A 17,562-nucleotide genomic window follows, 5' to 3' on the forward strand; every position below is an offset into this window, starting at 1 on the left:
TCAGGCCGCTTGCATTCACAGGAGAGTTGCATGAGCCAGCGAGGGTTAGAAGCGCTACTACGACCTAAATCCATTGCCGTTATTGGCGCCTCCATGAAACCGGATCGTGCGGGTTACCTGATGATGCGTAACCTGCTGGCTGGCGGATTTAATGGCCCTGTTATGCCCGTCACCCCTGCTTATAAGGCCGTTCAGGGCGTGCTTGCGTGGCCAGATATTCAGAGCCTGCCCTTCGTTCCCGACCTCGCCATCATCTGTACGCATGCGAAACGGAATCTGGACTTACTGGAGTCACTTGGCCAAAAAGGGTGCAAAACCTGCATTATCCTCTCCTCACCTCCTGAACAGCAGCCAGAACTCCTGGCTTGTGCCGGTCGCTTTCAGATGCGTATTCTGGGGCCAAACAGTCTGGGACTGCTCGCACCATGGCAAGGACTGAACGCCAGCTTCTCCCCGGTGCCTATCCGCAAAGGCAAACTGGCCTTTATCTCGCAGTCGGCAGCCGTATCGAACACCATTCTCGACTGGGCGCAGCAACGTGAGATGGGATTCTCCTACTTCATCGCTCTGGGTGATAGCCTTGATATCGACGTAGATGAACTGCTGGATTTTCTGGCCAGAGACAGTAAAACCAGCGCGATTCTTCTCTACCTTGAGCACTTAAGCGATGCCCGTCGTTTTGTGTCAGCTTCGCGTAGCGCATCACGCAATAAACCGATCCTGGTCATCAAAAGTGGGCGTAGCCCGGCGGCGCAGCGTCTGCTGAATTCGCATTCAGGTATGGATCCCGCGTGGGATGCCGCGATCCAGCGTGCCGGTTTACTTCGGGTGCAGGATACGCACGAGCTTTTTTCCGCCGTTGAGACGCTGAGCCATATGCGTCCGTTACGCGGCGAAAAGCTAATGATTGTCAGCAATGGGGCGGCACCTGCAGCGCTGGCACTGGATGAGCTCTGGCTACGCAACGGCAAGCTGGCTACGCTCGGCGAAGAGACGCTTCAACACCTGCGTGAGGCATTACCCGTCAGCGTCGCACCCGGAAACCCGCTGGATTTACGCGATGATGCCAGCAGCGAGCGCTATATAAAGGCCATTTCAATTTTGCTGGACAGCCAGGATTTCGACGCGCTCATGATCATCCACTCGCCCAGTGCGGTTGCGCCTGGTACTGAAAGCGCGCGGACGCTCATTGACGCTGTGCGTAATCATCCGCGCGGCAAATACGTTACCGTGCTCACCAACTGGTGCGGTGAATTTTCCTCTCAGGAGGCACGCCGGCTGTTCAGTGAAGCCGGGTTGCCGACGTATCGCACACCAGAAGGCACTATCACCGCATTTATGCATATGGTGGAATACCGTCGTAACCAAAAGCAACTGCGTGAAACCCCGGCTTTACCAGGTAACCTGACTGCGAATGCCGTCGACGTCCACCGACTGCTGCAGCAGGCTATCGAAGAGGGGGCGACCTCGCTCGACACGCATGAGGTACAGCCCGTTCTCGGCAGTTACGGCATGCAAACGCTGCCGACATGGATCGCCAGCGACAGCGCGGAAGCCGTCCATATTGCTGAGCAAATTGGCTACCCGGTTGCCCTGAAGCTTCGCTCTCCGGATATCCCACATAAGTCGGATATTCAGGGCGTAATGTTGTACTTACGCACGGCTGCGGAAGTGCAGCAAGCTGCAGATGCCATTTTCGATCGCGTCAAAATGGCCTGGCCGCAGGCCAGGATCCACGGCCTTCTCGTGCAAAGCATGGCTAACCGAGCAGGCGCCCAGGAGCTACGCGTGGTGGTTGAGCACGATCCGGTCTTTGGGCCGCTGATTATGCTGGGTGAAGGCGGCGTTGACTGGCGACCTGAAGAGCAGGCGGTGGTGGCATTACCGCCATTGAATATGAATCTGGCACGCTATCTGATAATACAGGCGATAAAGAGCAAAAAAATCCGTGGCCGGAGCGCCCTGCGCCCGCTTGATATTGCCGGATTAAGCCAGTTCCTGGTGCAGGTCTCTAACCTGATTGTGGATTGTGCCGAGATTCAGCGGTTGGATATTCACCCGCTGCTCGCGTCCGGCAATGAGTTTATCGCGCTGGATGTCACGCTGGATATTGCGCCATTCACAGGAGACAGAGAGAGCCGTCTGGCGATCCGCCCTTATCCTTTACACCTCGAAGAATGGGTGGAGATGAAAAACGGCGAACGCGCACTCTTCCGCCCTATTCTGCCGGAAGATGAGCCGCAGCTACGCACGTTCATCTCTCAGGTGACCAAAGAAGATCTTTACTACCGCTACTTTAGCGAGATCAATGAATTCACTCATGATGATTTAGCCAATATGACGCAGATCGACTACGATCGAGAAATGGCGTTTGTGGCCGTACGGCGTTCCGGGCAGAGTGATGAGATCCTTGGCGTGACGCGTGCTATTTCGGATCCGGATAATATCGATGCGGAGTTTGCCGTGCTGGTACGCTCTGATTTGAAAGGCCTGGGCCTGGGGAGACGGCTGCTGGAAAAACTCATCAGTTATACGCGAGATCACGGATTGCTCCGCCTGAATGGCATTACTATGCCCAACAATCGCGGTATGGTCACTCTGGCGCGCAAACTGGGTTTTGACGTGGATGTTCAGCTGGACGAAGGGATTGTGGCCTTGTCCCTCCCCCTGACATCAGCAGATAAACAAGAGTAACCTACTGGAAATGTTACCCACTTTTGATAGCACTGGGGTATCATTGTCCGCTTATGTTGTTTGCATGCTACAGACAACCCTTCAATGAACAGAGAAGAAACGCACTGTGATGTTGTCAAAATTCAAGCGTAATAAACATCAACAACACCTTGCTCAACTACCGAAGATTTCTCAGTCAGTTGATGATGTAGAGTTCTTTTACGCTCCCGCTCATTTTCGGGAGACGATCCTGGAAAAGATCGCCAGCGCTACGCGACGTATTTGTATTGTGGCGCTGTATCTTGAACAAGATGAAGGCGGGCGCGCGATCCTGAACGCGCTCTATGAAGCTAAGCGTCAACGTCCGGAGCTGGATGTTCGCGTTCTGGTTGACTGGCACCGTGCACAGCGCGGCCGCATTGGTGCGGCGGCGTCTAACACGAATGCTGACTGGTATTGCCGCACGGCGCAGGAGAACCCTGGCGTCGATGTGCCGGTTTATGGCGTACCGGTCAATACCCGTGAAGCACTCGGCGTTCTGCATTTCAAAGGCTTCATTATTGATGATAGCGTCCTCTACAGCGGCGCGAGTCTGAATGACGTTTACCTCCATCAGCTCGATAAATATCGATATGACCGCTACCATCTGATTCGCAATGCGCAGATGGCGGATATCATGTTTAACTGGGTTGACAGACACCTGGTCCATGGCCGTGGCGTGAACCGTCTCGACGATCCCCATCGACCTAAAAGCCCCGAAATCAAAAACGATGTTCGCACTTTCCGTCAGGAGCTGCGCGATGCGGTGTATCATTTTCAGGGCGATGCCAATAACGAAGAGCTTTCCGTTACGCCACTCGTTGGTTTAGGCAAATCGAGCCTGCTGAACAAGACCATTTTCCATTTAATGCCGTGTGCGGAACAGAAACTGACCATCTGCACGCCGTACTTTAACCTTCCCGCGGTGCTGGTTCGCAATATCATCCAGCTGCTGCGTGATGGTAAAAAAGTGGAAATCATTGTCGGGGATAAAACGGCAAACGACTTCTTTATCCCGGAAGATCAGCCGTTCAAGATTATCGGCGCGTTACCTTATCTCTATGAGATCAACCTGCGTCGATTCCTGAGCCGTTTGCAGTATTATGTGAATACCGACCAACTGGTTGTGCGTCTCTGGAAAGATGAAGACAACAGCTATCACCTTAAAGGTATGTGGGTCGACGATGAATGGATGCTGCTGACAGGCAATAACCTGAACCCACGCGCCTGGCGCCTGGATCTGGAAAATGCCATTTTGATCCACGATCCGCAGCACGAATTAGCCGCGAAACGCGAGCGCGAGCTGGAATTGATTCGTACTCATACCACCGTCGTTCGCCATTACCGCGATCTGCAGAGCATTGCCGATTATCCTGTGAAGGTCCGTAAACTTATTCGTCGTTTACGTCGGATCCGGATAGACCGCCTCATCAGCCGTATTCTGTAATGTTCAGGCCCTGTCATTAGCAGGGCTTTTTTATGGAGTTCGTTAATGCGCATCCCTCTCTTATTCGCCCTCTTGTGCCTGACAGGATGTAGCCACATGGCTAACGATAGCTGGTCGGGTCAGGATAAAGCCCAACACTTTATCGCTTCTGCCATGTTGTCCGCTGCCGGTAATGAGTATGCGCAACATCAGGGATACAGCAGAGATCGGAGTGCGGCAATCGGCCTGATGTTCTCAGTAAGCCTTGGAGCATCAAAAGAGCTTTGGGACAGCCGCCCCGCAGGGAGCGGCTGGAGCTGGAAAGATTTTGCCTGGGATGTCGCCGGCGCAACGACCGGCTATGCCGTGTGGCAGTTGGCGCATGATTAAAGTCGAATACCTTTACCCTTGCGGTGCAGCATCAGGGACACGATGAAAGCCAGAGCCCCCATCACCGTAACATACCAGAAAAACGTTGTTTCACTGCCCCATGATTTTAGCGACAGGGCAACGTATTCCGCAGACCCGCCAAAAATCGCATTCGCCACTGCATACGAAAGCCCAACCCCCAGCGCACGAACCTGAGCCGGGAACATTTCCGCCTTGAGTATGCCGCTGATCGAGGTATAGAAACTAACGATCACCATTGCCACCATCACCAGCGCAAATGCCGCATACGGTGAGGAAACATGCTGAAGCGCAGTCAAAATGGGGACGGTACATAATGCAGATAATCCGCCAAAAATGAGCATCGACGTACGTCGACCCATCTTATCCGAGAGCGCTCCGATGAGCGGTTGTATGAGCATAAAAACAAATAAAGCCACCGTCATGACAACGCTGGCGACATTCGCATGCATACCTGTAGTGTTCACCAGATACTTCTGCATATAAGTGGTGAAAGTGTAAAAACTGAGAGAGCCGCCCGCAGTAAAGCCCAGCACCATCAGGAAAGCCTTGCGGTTACGCCATAACCCTTTGAATGTTCCCGCCTCCTTCAGCGTTCTGACTTCCTTCTGAGAGGTCTCATCTAACTGACGACGCAGCCAAAGTGCGACGATAGCCAGTACTGCCCCCATGGCGAAAGGAATCCGCCATCCCCAGGTGTGAAGCTGCTCATCCGTCAAAATCTGCTGCAGGATCACCACGACAAGGATGGCCAACAGTTGACCACCAATTAGCGTGACGTACTGGAATGAGGCGTAAAAACCTTTACGGCCTTCCAGTGCAATCTCACTCATGTAGGTCGCACTGGTACCGTATTCACCGCCGACAGATAGCCCCTGGAATAAGCGGGCCAGTAAAAGTAGCGCCGGTGCCCAGGTCCCAATCGATTCATATCCCGGTAGACAGGCGATCACCAGCGAGCCAAAGCACATCATACAAACCGAGATCAACATGGAGGCCTTACGACCACGACGATCCGCAATGCGACCGAACAGCCAGCCACCGATTGGTCGCATTAAGAATCCTGCAGCGAATACCCCTGCCGTTTGTAGCAACTGCGTCGTGGTGTTTCCCGAAGGAAAGAAGATATGTGCGAAATAGAGTGAACAGAATGAGTAGACGTAAAAGTCGAACCATTCAACAAGGTTCCCTGAAGAGGCACTGACGATTGCCCATACCCTTCTGCGGGTATCACTGTTAGCCAGCGTCCCGTTTGATGCAATGCTTTCTGTCATTGTGATTATGCTCCAGCCATAAACAGCGGCGTATTGAGCCAGGAGACTCAATTACCTCGTAAATGAAATGTTATAATTTTGTTATAAACAACATTGAGACAGAGATCACACATTCCATTAGCAGGATAAGCGATTAGGAGAAAGGCTAATTAAGAGAAAATCCAAAAGCAAAAAACCCCGCACCTTTCGGTACGGGGTTCTTCTATTTGATGCCTGGCAGTTCCCTACTCTCACATGGGGAGACCCCACACTACCATCGGCGCTACGGCGTTTCACTTCTGAGTTCGGCATGGGGTCAGGTGGGACCACCGCGCTAAAGCCGCCAGGCAAATTCTGTTAAATCTGTATCAGGCTGAAAATATCGTGTCTGTCTCTTCGCCGAAACAGCTTCGGCGTTGTAAGGTTAAGCCTCACGGTTCATTAGTATCGGTTAGCTCAACGCATCGCTGCGCTTACACACCCGACCTATCAACGTCGTAGTCTTCAACGTTCCTTCAGGACTCTCAAGGAGTCAGGGAGAACTCATCTCGGGGCAAGTTTCGTGCTTAGATGCTTTCAGCACTTATCTCTTCCGCATTTAGCTACCGGGCAATGCCATTGGCATGACAACCCGAACACCAGTGATGCGTCCACTCCGGTCCTCTCGTACTAGGAGCAGCCCCCCTCAATTCTCCAGCGCCCACGGCAGATAGGGACCGAACTGTCTCACGACGTTCTAAACCCAGCTCGCGTACCACTTTAAATGGCGAACAGCCATACCCTTGGGACCTACTTCAGCCCCAGGATGTGATGAGCCGACATCGAGGTGCCAAACACCGCCGTCGATATGAACTCTTGGGCGGTATCAGCCTGTTATCCCCGGAGTACCTTTTATCCGTTGAGCGATGGCCCTTCCATTCAGAACCACCGGATCACTATGACCTGCTTTCGCACCTGCTCGAGCCGTCACTCTCGCAGTCAAGCTAGCTTATGCCATTGCACTAACCTCCTGATGTCCGACCAGGATTAGCTAACCTTCGTGCTCCTCCGTTACTCTTTGGGAGGAGACCGCCCCAGTCAAACTACCCACCAGACACTGTCCGCAACCCGGATTACGGGTCTACGTTAGAACACCAGCCATTAAAGGGTGGTATTTCAAGGGCGGCTCCACGCAGACTGGCGTCCACGCTTCAAAGCCTCCCACCTATCCTACACATCAAGGACCAGTGTTCAGTGTCAAGCTATAGTAAAGGTTCACGGGGTCTTTCCGTCTTGCCGCGGGTACACTGCATCTTCACAGCGAGTTCAATTTCACTGAGTCTCGGGTGGAGACAGCCTGGCCATCATTACGCCATTCGTGCAGGTCGGAACTTACCCGACAAGGAATTTCGCTACCTTAGGACCGTTATAGTTACGGCCGCCGTTTACCGGGGCTTCGATCAAGAGCTTCGCGTTGCCGCTAACCCCATCAATTAACCTTCCGGCACCGGGCAGGCGTCACACCGTATACGTCCACTTTCGTGTTTGCACAGTGCTGTGTTTTTAATAAACAGTTGCAGCCAGCTGGTATCTTCGACTGATTTCAGCTCCACCCGCAGGGGCTTCACCTACATATCAGCGTGCCTTCTCCCGAAGTTACGGCACCATTTTGCCTAGTTCCTTCACCCGAGTTCTCTCAAGCGCCTTGGTATTCTCTACCTGACCACCTGTGTCGGTTTGGGGTACGATTTGATGTTACCTGATGCTTAGAGGCTTTTCCTGGAAGCAGGGCATTTGTTACTTCAGCACCGTAGTGCCTCGTCATCACACCTCAGCGTTAAAAGAGTTCCGGATTTACCTAAAACTCCCGCCTACATGCTTAAACCGGGACAACCGTCGCCCGGCTAACATAGCCTTCTCCGTCCCCCCTTCGCAGTAACACCAAGTACAGGAATATTAACCTGTTTCCCATCGACTACGCCTTTCGGCCTCGCCTTAGGGGTCGACTCACCCTGCCCCGATTAACGTTGGACAGGAACCCTTGGTCTTCCGGCGTGCGGGCTTTTCACCCGCATTATCGTTACTTATGTCAGCATTCGCACTTCTGATACCTCCAGCAACCCTCACAGGCCACCTTCAACGGCTTACAGAACGCTCCCCTACCCAACAACACATAGTGTCGCTGCCGCAGCTTCGGTGCATGGTTTAGCCCCGTTACATCTTCCGCGCAGGCCGACTCGACCAGTGAGCTATTACGCTTTCTTTAAATGATGGCTGCTTCTAAGCCAACATCCTGGCTGTCTGTGCCTTCCCACATCGTTTCCCACTTAACCATGACTTTGGGACCTTAGCTGGCGGTCTGGGTTGTTTCCCTCTTCACGACGGACGTTAGCACCCGCCGTGTGTCTCCCGTGATAACATTCTTCGGTATTCGTAGTTTGCATCGGGTTGGTAAGCCGGGATGGCCCCCTAGCCGAAACAGTGCTCTACCCCCGAAGATGAGTTCACGAGGCGCTACCTAAATAGCTTTCGGGGAGAACCAGCTATCTCCCGGTTTGATTGGCCTTTCACCCCCAGCCACAAGTCATCCGCTAATTTTTCAACATTAGTCGGTTCGGTCCTCCAGTTAGTGTTACCCAACCTTCAACCTGCCCATGGCTAGATCACCGGGTTTCGGGTCTATACCCTGCAACTTAACGCCCAGTTAAGACTCGGTTTCCCTTCGGCTCCCCTATACGGTTAACCTTGCTACAGAATATAAGTCGCTGACCCATTATACAAAAGGTACGCAGTCACCTAACAAGTAGGCTCCCACTGCTTGTACGTACACGGTTTCAGGTTCTTTTTCACTCCCCTCGCCGGGGTTCTTTTCGCCTTTCCCTCACGGTACTGGTTCACTATCGGTCAGTCAGGAGTATTTAGCCTTGGAGGATGGTCCCCCCATATTCAGACAGGATACCACGTGTCCCGCCCTACTCTTCGAGTTCACAGCAAGTGTGCTTTCGTGTACGGGAGTATCACCCTGTACCCTGCGACTTTCCAGACGCTTCCACTAACACACAAGCTGATTCAGACTCTGGGCTGCTCCCCGTTCGCTCGCCGCTACTGGGGGAATCTCGGTTGATTTCTTTTCCTCGGGGTACTTAGATGTTTCAGTTCCCCCGGTTCGCCTCGTTAACCTATGTATTCAGTTAACGATAGTGTGTCGGAACACACTGGGTTTCCCCATTCGGACATCGCCGGGTCAAAGGTTCATATCACCTCGCCGGCGCTTTTCGCAGATTAGCACGTCCTTCATCGCCTCTGACTGCCAGGGCATCCACCGTGTACGCTTAGTCGCTTAACCTCACAACCCGAAGATGTTTCTTTCGATTCATCATCAAATTGCGAAAATTTGAGAGACTCGAACACACATAACATGTGTGTCGTTTCAATTTTCAGCTTGATCCAGATTTTTAAAGAGCAAATATCTCAAACGTCACCCGAAGATGAGTTTTGAGATATTAAGGCAGGTGACTTTCACTCACGAACCAGCAAGTGGCGTCCCCTAGGGGATTCGAACCCCTGTTACCGCCGTGAAAGGGCGGTGTCCTGGGCCTCTAGACGAAGGGGACACTGAAGTCTCAATCGCAAGACGCCTTGCTATTTACTTTTCATCAGACAATCTGTGTGGACACTACAAAGGCAGGTTCTTTAAGGTAAGGAGGTGATCCAACCGCAGGTTCCCCTACGGTTACCTTGTTACGACTTCACCCCAGTCATGAATCACAAAGTGGTAAGCGCCCTCCCGAAGGTTAAGCTACCTACTTCTTTTGCAACCCACTCCCATGGTGTGACGGGCGGTGTGTACAAGGCCCGGGAACGTATTCACCGTAGCATTCTGATCTACGATTACTAGCGATTCCGACTTCATGGAGTCGAGTTGCAGACTCCAATCCGGACTACGACGCACTTTATGAGGTCCGCTTGCTCTCGCGAGGTCGCTTCTCTTTGTATGCGCCATTGTAGCACGTGTGTAGCCCTACTCGTAAGGGCCATGATGACTTGACGTCATCCCCACCTTCCTCCAGTTTATCACTGGCAGTCTCCTTTGAGTTCCCGGCCGAACCGCTGGCAACAAAGGATAAGGGTTGCGCTCGTTGCGGGACTTAACCCAACATTTCACAACACGAGCTGACGACAGCCATGCAGCACCTGTCTCAGAGTTCCCGAAGGCACCAATCCATCTCTGGAAAGTTCTCTGGATGTCAAGAGTAGGTAAGGTTCTTCGCGTTGCATCGAATTAAACCACATGCTCCACCGCTTGTGCGGGCCCCCGTCAATTCATTTGAGTTTTAACCTTGCGGCCGTACTCCCCAGGCGGTCGACTTAACGCGTTAGCTCCGGAAGCCACGCCGCAAGGGCACAACCTCCAAGTCGACATCGTTTACGGCGTGGACTACCAGGGTATCTAATCCTGTTTGCTCCCCACGCTTTCGCACCTGAGCGTCAGTCTTTGTCCAGGGGGCCGCCTTCGCCACCGGTATTCCTCCAGATCTCTACGCATTTCACCGCTACACCTGGAATTCTACCCCCCTCTACAAGACTCTAGCCTGCCAGTTTCGAATGCAGTTCCCAGGTTGAGCCCGGGGATTTCACATCCGACTTGACAGACCGCCTGCGTGCGCTTTACGCCCAGTAATTCCGATTAACGCTTGCACCCTCCGTATTACCGCGGCTGCTGGCACGGAGTTAGCCGGTGCTTCTTCTGCGGGTAACGTCAATTGCTGAGGTTATTAACCTCAACACCTTCCTCCCCGCTGAAAGTACTTTACAACCCGAAGGCCTTCTTCATACACGCGGCATGGCTGCATCAGGCTTGCGCCCATTGTGCAATATTCCCCACTGCTGCCTCCCGTAGGAGTCTGGACCGTGTCTCAGTTCCAGTGTGGCTGGTCATCCTCTCAGACCAGCTAGGGATCGTCGCCTAGGTGAGCCGTTACCCCACCTACTAGCTAATCCCATCTGGGCACATCTGATGGCAAGAGGCCCGAAGGTCCCCCTCTTTGGTCTTGCGACATTATGCGGTATTAGCTACCGTTTCCAGTAGTTATCCCCCTCCATCAGGCAGTTTCCCAGACATTACTCACCCGTCCGCCGCTCGTCACCCAGGAGCAAGCTCCCTGTGTTACCGCTCGACTTGCATGTGTTAGGCCTGCCGCCAGCGTTCAATCTGAGCCATGATCAAACTCTTCAATTTAAGTTTGATGCTCGTGAATTAAACTTCGTAATGAATTACGTATGTTCACTCAGAGACTTGGTATTCATTTATTGTCCGAAGACATTAAGAATCCATATCACTTTGAGTGCCCACACAGATTGTCTGATAAATTGTTAAAGAGCAGTGCCGCTTCGCTTTTCGCAGCGGCGCGGGGTGTGCATATTACGTCTTCCCGCTTCAGAGTCAAGCGTTTATTTTCGCTTTTCTCTGCTGACCCGGCGGCGTGTGTGCCGTTGTTCCGTGTCAGTGGAGGCGCATTATAGGGAGTAATTACGAAGCTGCAAGGATAAAGTGAAAATTATTTACTGACTGCTCACTTTCCAGGCAAAGCTCCTCCCAGACCTCAATTTTTGCCTGGTTTTTAAACAAAAACGAGCCGCAAGCGGCTCGTTTTTGAGTTTTGTGATTTACTGCACTGCCACAATGCGATCGTCGTTGGCTTCGAGACGGATAACTTTGCCAGGAATCAGCTCCCCGGAAAGGATTTGCTGCGCCAGCGGGTTTTCGATCTGCTGCTGGATAGCTCGTTTCAATGGACGAGCCCCGTACACCGGGTCGTAACCATTCTCGCTCAGCAGCTTCAGCGCCTCGTCCGAGATGTGGATTTCATATCCACGCTCTTCCAGACGTTTATAAAGACGCTGCAGCTGAATCTGCGCAATCGACGCGATGTGTTTCTCACCCAGAGGATGGAAGACCACGACTTCATCAATACGGTTGATGAACTCCGGACGGAAGCTATGGCTGACCACACCGAGTACCAGATCCTTCATATGGCCGTAATCCAGTTCACCGAAGCGTTCCTGAATCAAATCGGAACCCAGGTTCGACGTCATAATCACTACTGTATTACGGAAATCGACCGTTCTCCCCTGCCCGTCGGTCAGTCGACCATCATCCAGCACCTGCAGCAGAATGTTGAACACATCCGGGTGTGCTTTTTCCACTTCATCCAGCAGGATGACGGAGTAAGGACGGCGGCGAACCGCTTCTGTCAGGTAGCCCCCTTCTTCATAACCGACATATCCCGGAGGCGCACCAACCAGACGCGAGACGGAGTGTTTCTCCATAAACTCGGACATATCGATACGCACCATCGCGTCGTCGCTGTCGAACATAAAGTTAGCCAGCGCTTTACACAGCTCGGTTTTACCGACACCGGTTGGCCCCAGGAACAGGAACGAACCGATTGGACGATTAGGATCGGAAAGCCCTGCACGGCTACGACGAATAGCGTTGGAAACAGCCTCAACCGCCTCGTTTTGCCCAATCACGCGATTGTGGAGATCCTGCTCCATGCGCAGCAGTTTCTCACGCTCACCTTCCAGCATGCGTGCCACTGGAATACCGGTCCAGCGCGCCAGCACTTCAGCAATTTCTGCATCCGTCACTTTATTACGTAACAAGCGCATCGTTTTGCCTTCGGACTGCGTCGCAATCTCAAGCTGTTTCTCCAGCTCAGGAATTTTGCCGTACTGTAGTTCAGACATACGCGCCAGGTCACCGACGCGACGCGCCTGCTCAATGGCGATTTTTGCCTGTTCCAGCTCTGCTTTGATCGTCTGGGTGCCAGAAAGGGACGCTTTCTCCGCTTTCCACTCTTCTTCTAACTCAGAGTACTGACGTTCTTTATCGTCCAGCTCTTCGTTCAGCATATCCAGGCGTTTCTTACTGGCTTCATCAGACTCTTTCTTCAACGCCTGCTGTTCCAGCTTGAGCTGAATAATACGGCGGTCAAGACGGTCCAACTCTTCCGGTTTCGAGTCAATCTGCATACGAATGCTTGATGCCGCTTCGTCGATCAGGTCAATCGCTTTGTCCGGCAGCTGACGGTCAGCGATATAACGATGTGAAAGCGTCGCCGCCGCAACGATGGCCGGGTCCGTAATCTGCACATGGTGGTGCAGCTCATAGCGCTCTTTCAGGCCACGCAGGATGGCGATGGTATCTTCAACGCTTGGCTCAGCAACAAACACTTTCTGGAAACGACGTTCCAGCGCAGCATCTTTCTCAATGTACTGACGGTACTCATCCAGAGTAGTTGCACCTACGCAGTGAAGTTCACCACGCGCCAGCGCAGGTTTCAGCATGTTCCCGGCATCCATTGCGCCGTCTGCTTTACCTGCACCGACCATGGTGTGCAACTCGTCGATAAACAGAATGACGTTGCCTTCCTGTTTCGCCAGGTCGTTAAGCACGCCTTTGAGACGCTCTTCAAACTCGCCACGGTATTTCGCACCGGCCACCAGCGCGCCCATATCCAGCGCCAGCACGCGGCGGCCTTTCAACCCTTCCGGCACTTCGCCGTTGACGATACGCTGCGCCAGCCCTTCAACAATGGCGGTTTTACCAACACCCGGTTCACCAATCAGCACCGGGTTGTTCTTGGTACGACGTTGCAGTACCTGGATAGTACGGCGAATTTCTTCGTCACGGCCGATCACCGGGTCAAGTTTGCCCTGTTCAGCACGCTCGGTCAGATCGACCGTAAATTTCTTCAAAGCCTGACGTTGGTCTTCGGCTCCCTGATCGTTCACGCTTTCACCTCCGCGCATTTTCTCAATCGCCTGAGTCACATTGGCGGTGGTTGCACCAGCAGATTTCAGCAGGTCGGTTAAGGTACCGCGTGATTCAAGCGCCGCCAGAACAAAAAGCTCTGACGATATAAAGTTGTCACCACGTTTTTGCGCCAGCTTGTCGCAAAGGTTCAGCACGCGCACCAGATCCTGAGACGGTTGAACGTCACCACCGGTACCTTCTACCTGCGGTAAACGGCTCAGCGCCTGATCGATAGCGGTGCGTAACTGGCCAGCATTAATGCCAGCGGACGTTAATAAAGGACGTACCGATCCCCCTTCCTGATTCAGCAAGGCGCTCATTAAATGAAGAGGTTCGATAAATTGGTTGTCGTGCCCCAGTGCGAGAGACTGGGCATCGGCGAGAGCAAGCTGGAATTTATTAGTAAGACGATCCAGACGCATAACTCCTCCCATTACAGGTCAAATTTGCTACTGGAGATTAAATGAGGTCATCCCTCAATTATTCAAGGTTAATGACCTGAATTATGTGAAAAGAAAACGGCACGTGCCGGATCGTCTTGATTCTTTAGGTTATATCAGCCAAATGAAACTTGCCATACGACCCGTCGTCTTGTCGCGGCGATAAGAGAAAAAATCACCCTTTTCGGTGAAGGTACAGCGATCGCCGCCGAAGATCTGCGTTACGCCCACGTTATTCAGGCGCTGACGAGCGAGCGTGTAGATATCGGCCAGATATTTACCTCCTGAAGGCAGGAAGGCTTCCACTGCTTGCGGATCTTTTGCCATAAAGGCTTCGCGGACCTCTGGGCCCACTTCAAATGCGCGAGGACCAATGGCCGGGCCGAGCCAGGCGATGATATTGTCTGGCTCATCGTTAAAGCAGGCGACTGTTTCTTCCAGAACACCTTCACACAGACCACGCCAGCCCGCATGAGCTGCCGCGACTTCAGTGCCCGCACGGTTACAGAACAGAACCGGCAGGCAGTCAGCGGTCATCACGGCGCACACCGTTCCTGGCGTGTTGCTGTAGGAAGCATCGGCACGTTTAGACGCATAGGGTTCCCCCGACAGCGTCAACACATCCTTGCCGTGAACCTGCTCAAGCCAGACCGGTTTAGACGGTAACTTGCCCGCAGCAAACAGACGTTTACGGTTTTCTTCAACGTGTTCCAGGTTGTCACCACAGTGCGCGCCAAGGTTCAACGACTCCCACGCCCCCTGGCTCACACCGCCGATTCGGGTCGAACTGCAGGCAGCCACGCCTTCGGGCAGCGGCCACTCCGGAACAATCAGTTTGGTCATAACCAGTCCACGTGATCCTTATGTTCTTCAAAGTCAGCGCGCATGGCGTCGATAAGTTCCACCATATCCTGTGGGATCGGCGCATGCCATTCCATCTGAATCCCCGTAATCGGGTGGTAAAGACGCAGCATGGTTGCGTGCAGTGCCTGACGGTCAAACTTACGCAGCACAGAAATGAACTCATCAGACGCGCCTTTTGGCGGACGAGGACGACCACCGTAAACCTGATCGCCCACCAGCGGATGGGTAATGTGCGCCATGTGCACGCGGATCTGGTGAGTACGGCCGGTTTCCAGACGCAGACGCAGGCGCGTATGTATGCGGAAATGTTCCATGATGCGGTAGTGCGTCACCGCCAGTTTACCCATCGGGTGCACCGACATATGGGTACGTTTGGTCGGGTGTCGACTGATAGGCTCTTCAACCGTGCCGCCAGAGGTCATATGACCAATGGCTACTGCTTCATACTCACGGGTGATTTCGCGCAGCTGCAGGGATTCCACCAGACGGGTCTGAGCAGGAACAGTCTTTGCCACTACCATCAGACCCGTGGTGTCTTTATCCAGACGGTGCACAATACCGGCGCGCGGTACATCAACGATTGGCGGGTAATAATGGAGAAGTGCGTTAAGTACCGTACCGTCAGGATTCCCCGCGCCTGGATGAACAACCAGGTCGCGCGGCTTGTTGATCACCAGAATGTCATCATCTTCATAGACGATGTCCAGTGGGATATCCTGCGGCTCGAAGCGGATTTCCTCTTCGATTTCAGCATTGATGGCGACAGCTTCCCCACCTAACACTTTCTCTTTTGGTTTGTCCCAGATCTTGCCGTTTACCATCACGCGCTGGTCAAGGATCCATTCTTTTATGCGTGAACGCGAATAATCAGGGAACAATTCGGCCAAAGCCTGATCTAAGCGTTGACCGAGCTGATTTTCGGAGACTGTTGCGGTGAGTTCTACTCGTTGTGCCATAAACTGCTTCTTCGTTTAACGTTGGGTTTTACGGCTTTGCCGTTTAATATAGTGTGCTATTGTAGCTGGTCTTAATCGGGAGCAGGAACAGAGTTTCTCCCGGACAAACATTTGAGGAAAGTCAAAACGTCATGACGCGCATGAAATATCTGGTGGCAGCGGCCACGTTGAGCCTGGCTTTGGTGGGCTGCTCCGGTTCAAATGAACAGGTCCCTGACAATCCGCCGAATGAAATCTATGCGACTGCACAACAAAAGTTGCAGGACGGTAACTGGAAACAGGCGATAACGCAACTGGAAGCGTTGGATAATCGCTATCCATTTGGTCCCTATTCACAGCAGGTACAGTTAGATCTTATCTATGCGTACTATAAAAATGCCGATCTTCCACTGGCTCAGGCCACCATCGATCGCTTCATGCGTCTGAACCCAACTCATCCTAACATCGATTATGTCATGTATATGCGCGGACTGACCAACATGGCGTTGGATGACAGTGCGCTGCAGGGCTTCTTCGGCGTGGATCGTTCTGACCGTGACCCGCAGCACGCACGCGATGCCTTCAATGACTTCTCCAAGCTGGTGCGCGGCTACCCGAACAGTCAGTACATTACCGATGCCACCAAGCGTCTGGTGTTCCTGAAAGATCGTCTGGCGAAATATGAATACTCCGTGGCTGAGTACTACACCCGCCGTGGCGCTTGGGTTGCCGTGGTTAACCGTGTTGAAGGTATGCTGCGTGACTATCCGGATACTCAGGCAACGCGCGATGGCCTGAAGCTGATGGAAAATGCCTATCGTCAGATGCAGATGACTTCGCAGGCTGAAAAGGTCGCGAAAATCATCGCCGCGAACAGCAGCAACACCTGACAGAAGCGTCAATGCAAATCGGCAGCCTCAGGGCTGCCGATTTTTTATTCATTTCTGTCACCCGCTGAAGCGCTTTAGCCTCAACACATCCCGTCAACTATGGCCCCAATTTTTGTCTTCGACAAGGTAAATCTCACCTCTTCCTGCCCTGCCTCACAAAAAAGATTCCCTGACAAAAAGTGACAAAATAACGTGATCTAAATCACACATTTTGACATTAGGTCGGGTATGCTGGAATCACCAAGACGGAAAGACAAGAGGTAAAATTTATGACAATGAACATTACCAGTAAACAAATGGAAATTACTCCGGCAATTCGCCAGCACGTCGCAGACCGTCTCGCCAAACTGGATAAATGGCAAACACATTTGATTAACCCACATATCATTCTGTCCAAGGAACCGCAGGGTTTCATCGCTGACGCAACTATCAATACTCCAAACGGCCATCTGGTCGCCAGCGCAAAACATGAGGATATGTACACCGCTATTAACGATTTGATCAACAAGCTGGAACGGCAGCTCAATAAAGTGCAACACAAAGGTGAAGCCCGTCGCGCCACAACATCGGTGAAAGACGCCAGCTTCGCGGAAGAAGTTGAAGAAGAGTAATCCTTTAAATTGAGTGTACCGCCAACGCGCCTTCGGGCGCGTTTTTTATTGACAGGGTGAAAACAGTACGGGTACTTTAACGGTATCAATTTCAGGATGACTTTATGAAACTTACGCCGTTCTTCTTCGCATTCTTTTTTACCTTCCCCTGACTGGGAGGCGTTTCGTCGTGTGATAAAGAATGCGAAGACGAACAACAAGGCCTCCCACAGCGGGAGGCCTTTT

At 52.6% G+C, this 17,562-nt stretch carries 11 protein-coding genes, 1 tRNA gene, 3 rRNA genes and 1 other annotated feature (1 of these 16 running past the window's edge); of the genes, 7 read left to right on the plus strand and 8 right to left on the minus strand.

Features of this window, described 5'->3' with window-relative positions:
• The first annotated feature begins 30 nt into the window (after nt 1–30).
• The 4 genes from pat to EXW94_RS21095 all read left to right on the plus strand — a co-directional run bounded on the left by pat (nt 31) and on the right by EXW94_RS21095 (nt 4,528).
• Nucleotides 31–2,694: a protein lysine acetyltransferase gene (gene pat / locus EXW94_RS21085; protein WP_174340929.1), complete on the plus strand. Its 2,664-nt coding sequence runs from the start codon at nt 31–33 to the stop codon at nt 2,692–2,694.
• A gap of 84 nt (nt 2,695–2,778) precedes the next feature.
• On the plus strand, nt 2,779–2,826 hold the full coding sequence (locus EXW94_RS28090; protein WP_214594211.1) for a hypothetical protein: 48 nt from the start codon (nt 2,779–2,781) through the stop codon (nt 2,824–2,826).
• Nucleotides 2,807–4,159 (plus strand): CDP-diacylglycerol--serine O-phosphatidyltransferase, encoded by a 1,353-nt coding sequence (gene pssA, locus EXW94_RS21090; RefSeq protein WP_228864761.1) that lies wholly within the window; start codon nt 2,807–2,809, stop codon nt 4,157–4,159. The genes EXW94_RS28090 and pssA overlap by 20 nt, the downstream gene beginning before the upstream one ends.
• A gap of 45 nt (nt 4,160–4,204) precedes the next feature.
• Nucleotides 4,205–4,528, plus strand: coding sequence for a YfiM family lipoprotein (locus tag EXW94_RS21095; RefSeq protein WP_174340930.1), 324 nt, complete (start codon nt 4,205–4,207; stop codon nt 4,526–4,528).
• Here the strand turns inward: EXW94_RS21095 and EXW94_RS21100 are convergent.
• From EXW94_RS21100 to rluD, 8 genes are all read right to left on the minus strand, one after another.
• Nucleotides 4,525–5,820 (minus strand): MFS transporter, encoded by a 1,296-nt coding sequence (locus tag EXW94_RS21100; protein WP_120157677.1) that lies wholly within the window; start codon nt 5,818–5,820, stop codon nt 4,525–4,527. The genes EXW94_RS21095 and EXW94_RS21100 overlap by 4 nt on opposite strands.
• Nucleotides 5,821–6,031: 211 nt before the next feature.
• Nucleotides 6,032–6,147, minus strand: a 5S ribosomal RNA gene (gene rrf, locus EXW94_RS21105).
• A gap of 72 nt (nt 6,148–6,219) precedes the next feature.
• A 23S ribosomal RNA gene (locus tag EXW94_RS21110) occupies nt 6,220–9,124 on the minus strand.
• Nucleotides 9,125–9,316: 192 nt separating this feature from the next.
• Nucleotides 9,317–9,392 (minus strand) — tRNA-Glu (locus EXW94_RS21115).
• A gap of 85 nt (nt 9,393–9,477) precedes the next feature.
• Nucleotides 9,478–11,017, minus strand: a 16S ribosomal RNA gene (locus EXW94_RS21120).
• Together the 16S, 23S and 5S rRNA genes with 1 tRNA gene alongside form the textbook arrangement of a ribosomal RNA operon.
• Before the next feature lie 428 nt (nt 11,018–11,445).
• Nucleotides 11,446–14,019: an ATP-dependent chaperone ClpB gene (clpB, locus tag EXW94_RS21125; RefSeq protein ID WP_089600687.1), complete on the minus strand. Its 2,574-nt coding sequence runs from the start codon at nt 14,017–14,019 to the stop codon at nt 11,446–11,448.
• A 129-nt stretch (nt 14,020–14,148) separates the two neighbouring features.
• On the minus strand, nt 14,149–14,880 hold the full coding sequence (gene yfiH, locus EXW94_RS21130; protein ID WP_174340931.1) for a purine nucleoside phosphorylase YfiH: 732 nt from the start codon (nt 14,878–14,880) through the stop codon (nt 14,149–14,151).
• A complete protein-coding gene (gene rluD / locus EXW94_RS21135) occupies nt 14,877–15,857 on the minus strand; it encodes a 23S rRNA pseudouridine(1911/1915/1917) synthase RluD (protein ID WP_174340932.1) in 981 nt (326 codons plus the stop codon). Before rluD ends, yfiH begins: the two co-directional genes overlap by 4 nt.
• Nucleotides 15,858–15,988: 131 nt before the next feature.
• On the opposite strand from rluD, the gene bamD reads away from it, so the two are divergent.
• The 3 genes from bamD (at nt 15,989) to pheL (ending at nt 17,489) form a co-directional block, all read left to right on the plus strand.
• Nucleotides 15,989–16,726 carry an outer membrane protein assembly factor BamD gene (bamD, locus tag EXW94_RS21140; RefSeq protein WP_010434129.1) on the plus strand — a complete coding sequence of 246 codons (738 nt, stop codon included), beginning with the start codon at nt 15,989–15,991 and terminating at the stop codon, nt 16,724–16,726.
• A gap of 269 nt (nt 16,727–16,995) precedes the next feature.
• Complete coding sequence (gene raiA, locus EXW94_RS21145; protein ID WP_008502470.1) at nt 16,996–17,337, plus strand: ribosome-associated translation inhibitor RaiA; 342 nt, start codon at nt 16,996–16,998, stop codon at nt 17,335–17,337.
• Between the two features lie 103 nt (nt 17,338–17,440).
• Nucleotides 17,441–17,562, plus strand: a sequence feature (Phe leader region) (it continues 4 nt past the right edge of the window).
• Entirely contained in the window at nt 17,442–17,489 is a 48-nt protein-coding gene (pheL, locus tag EXW94_RS21150; protein WP_100249759.1) for a pheA operon leader peptide PheL, read from the plus strand. It overlaps the preceding feature by 48 nt.

It is taken from the genome of Enterobacter sp. JMULE2, from assembly GCF_013337145.1.
Taxonomy (GTDB): domain Bacteria; phylum Pseudomonadota; class Gammaproteobacteria; order Enterobacterales; family Enterobacteriaceae; genus Enterobacter; species Enterobacter mori.